General features: G+C 54.6%; 3 protein-coding genes. All 3 read right to left on the bottom strand.

The window, feature by feature from the left end:
* Positions 1–131 precede the first annotated feature (131 nt).
* Entirely contained in the window at positions 132–1,478 is a 1,347-nt protein-coding gene (locus tag AB7U36_RS22050; RefSeq protein ID WP_428161751.1) for an MATE family efflux transporter, read from the bottom strand.
* On the bottom strand, positions 1,479–2,000 hold the full coding sequence (locus tag AB7U36_RS22045) for a hypothetical protein (RefSeq protein WP_428161750.1): 522 nt from the start codon (positions 1,998–2,000) through the stop codon (positions 1,479–1,481). It abuts the gene before it with no gap.
* Positions 1,985–2,682: hypothetical protein (locus tag AB7U36_RS22040; protein ID WP_428161749.1), on the bottom strand; the 698-nt coding region annotated here is incomplete at its 5' end. The genes AB7U36_RS22040 and AB7U36_RS22045, both read right to left, overlap by 16 nt.

Here is a 2,682-nt window from a genome sequence, read left to right as displayed (position 1 = left end):
GGTAAGACGTTTCTGAATTCACTGCGCCATAATAGGGGTGCAGCCCAGACAGGATCCTTGTAAAAAATCTGCTCTGCAATGGGAATACTTAAAATTCCATTGCCGGCCATCTGTGCCGCAGGTGTTTGTTGTCAAGTGATGCCCGCCCGGGTCAGCCAGGCACCGAAAAATCCTGTGATGGCCCAGGAAACGGCAAGGGCGCCAAAGATCCCGGCCAAACCGAAACAGCGGCCTCCCCAAAGGGCCAGGGGCAGGAACACGGCAAAAATCTGGGCCAGAACAATGCCTGTGGAAAGCATGGGTCTTTTTAAAACATTTAAAAGGGACACCGCCATCTGCATCATTGCATAGAAGCCATAGGCCAGGGGCGCCACGGTCATATACAAAACAGTTACCTGCACAATGTCGGGGGCCGGGTTTATCAGGCGCGCTGCAGGACCTGCCACGGTTAAGACAAAGAGATAAACCACCGCGCCGCAGACGAGAAAAAAGCGGCTGGCAAAGGATACCCCCCTTTGCATGCGCGTTTTTTCCCCGGCCCCCAGATTCTGTCCGATAAACACCGGCATCGCCTGCACAACTGCGGTGATGGGGACGATAAAAAGCATTTCCAGGCGAAGGGCAATGCCGAATCCTGCCACAGCGCTGCTGCCAAAGTCGGCCACCATTCTGGTGATCATGCCTGAAAACCCGGAGGCTGTCAATTTAATGGCGATACCGGGGCCGCCCACCTGTAAAATCCTGGCCCAGTCCTTGTAAATGGGGTCCGGGTGGTGCTGCCCGACGGTGAATACATTTTTTTTAATGGCCGGCAGGCCAAGCAGGTAAACAAAGCCTGCGCCTCTGGCAATCACCGTGGCAACGGCTGCCCCGCTCACACCCAATGCAGGAAACGGCCCGATGCCGAAAATCAGGAACGGGTCAAGTACGGCATTGAGCAGGGCTGTGACAAGGGTGATGGCTGACGGTGTCCGGGTATCCCCCAGCCCGAAAAGGGCGGCATGGGCCGCTGCCGGCACAACAAAGAACACCGCCCCCGGATACCATATGCGCATGTAGGCTTTAATCACGGGCAGGGTAGCGTCATCCGCCCCCAGCCAGGTAAACACCATCTCCATGGTGCCAAGGCCAATGCCTGCAAAAACCGCTACCATCATCAGGGCAAGTATAAGCCCGCGGGTCACCAGGGCCGCGGTTTGCTGCAGGTCCCCTTTGCCCACAGCCCGGGACACCGATGCCGTGATCCCTGAATTCAGGCCGTGGGCGATGCTGCCAAGCACCATGACAACCGGAAAGGTAAAGGAGACGGCAGCAAGCTCAACGCCCCCCAGCCGGCCCACAAAAAAAGTGTCCACAAGATTGAATATCATCAGGCCCAGCATGCTGAACACCATGGGGCCGGCAAGCTTTAAAATGACCGGGCCTTCCCTGTCCGTTGTAATGATCTTATTGCGCCTTTCTTGTTTCCGGTTCTTCAATTAACGTTTGAGTGAATGACCCTGAATGGTTTTGATAATTTTATTTGTGTTCTGCCTGCAGATAAAAAGGGTCAAAAACAGAAAGCAAAAGACAAGTCCCAATGTGACAAAGTATGCCCGGCTTAAGCCCGGGGTTCCATGTCTGTCAGCGTTTTTTGCTTTTTGTTCGGGCGGATTGGGCTGGACCGAAAACCCGTTTTTGGGGGCAATACCCGCTTTCACCGCCACATGGCCCGGTCCGCCATCCAGAAGAATGCGATAGGGTTCTTCGGGTATTTTTACGGTCAACTCGCTTGCCAGGCCAAGGCGCTGTTTGAACAGCACCGTGCCGGCGTTCAGGGATTCCAGGCGCACCTGGGCCCCTTGGGCGGTGGCACCGGTGTCATATTTGCCTTCCACGGTAATGGTGCCGTCATCATTGCCGTAAACCCCTAAAATAAGGGAATGTGCAAAGGCACAGGAAAGTGCGCAAAAAATCAGGGCCAGTGACAGAATAAAACCTATACCTATTTTTTCAGACATCTGCTGCCTCCTCCTTTAACGGCTGCGGCTGTTAAGACCAGGCCCAAAAACACCAGGCCTGCATCCACCCACAAAATATGGGTCATATGGTTTTGGAATAATGTTAAGGGGCTGATACCGGTTTTCAGCAGGTGAAGTACCGGGGCCAGCAAAAAGAGCACGCCCCCCAGTCCCAGAAACTGTTGTGCCGTGCCACGGGTATCAACCTTGTAAAAGGACCAGAAAAGGGTGGCGGCCCACAGGTCGAAAAACAGTCCCTGGTGCCAGACAAGCCGGTCCTTCAGGTCAAAGGGCAGCAGCCATTGCAGGTTAAACAGCAGGCCTGTGGCCGGGATCACACCGATCATGAACGCCAGGGAAAATTTTTCCAGCCAGTGATAAAAAGGGGGGTGGCCCTTAAATTTCCTAACCTGTTTTTCAAGGTGGAGTATGATCCCGCACCCTACGGCAATCAGGCAGGCAACGGCCGCCATGAAGACAGACAGGCGCAGATATATGTTCACGCCAAAAAGCAGGTGGATGCTGTAAATACCCTCGGTGAGCAGGACAGGCCAGGACCTGTCCGTGGTTTTGACCGCTTTGAGAACCGTACCGTCAACGGCATTGAGAATGATATAGGGCGTGTTGGCGACCCCGGTTAAAAACGGGGCCGACCTGTCCGTTCCCTCCAGATGAATCCGGG

The sequence above is a fragment of the Desulfobacter sp. genome (assembly GCF_050177295.1).
The sequence above is the reverse complement of the archived record's forward strand: the minus strand, read 5'-3'. Positions and strand labels throughout refer to the sequence as shown.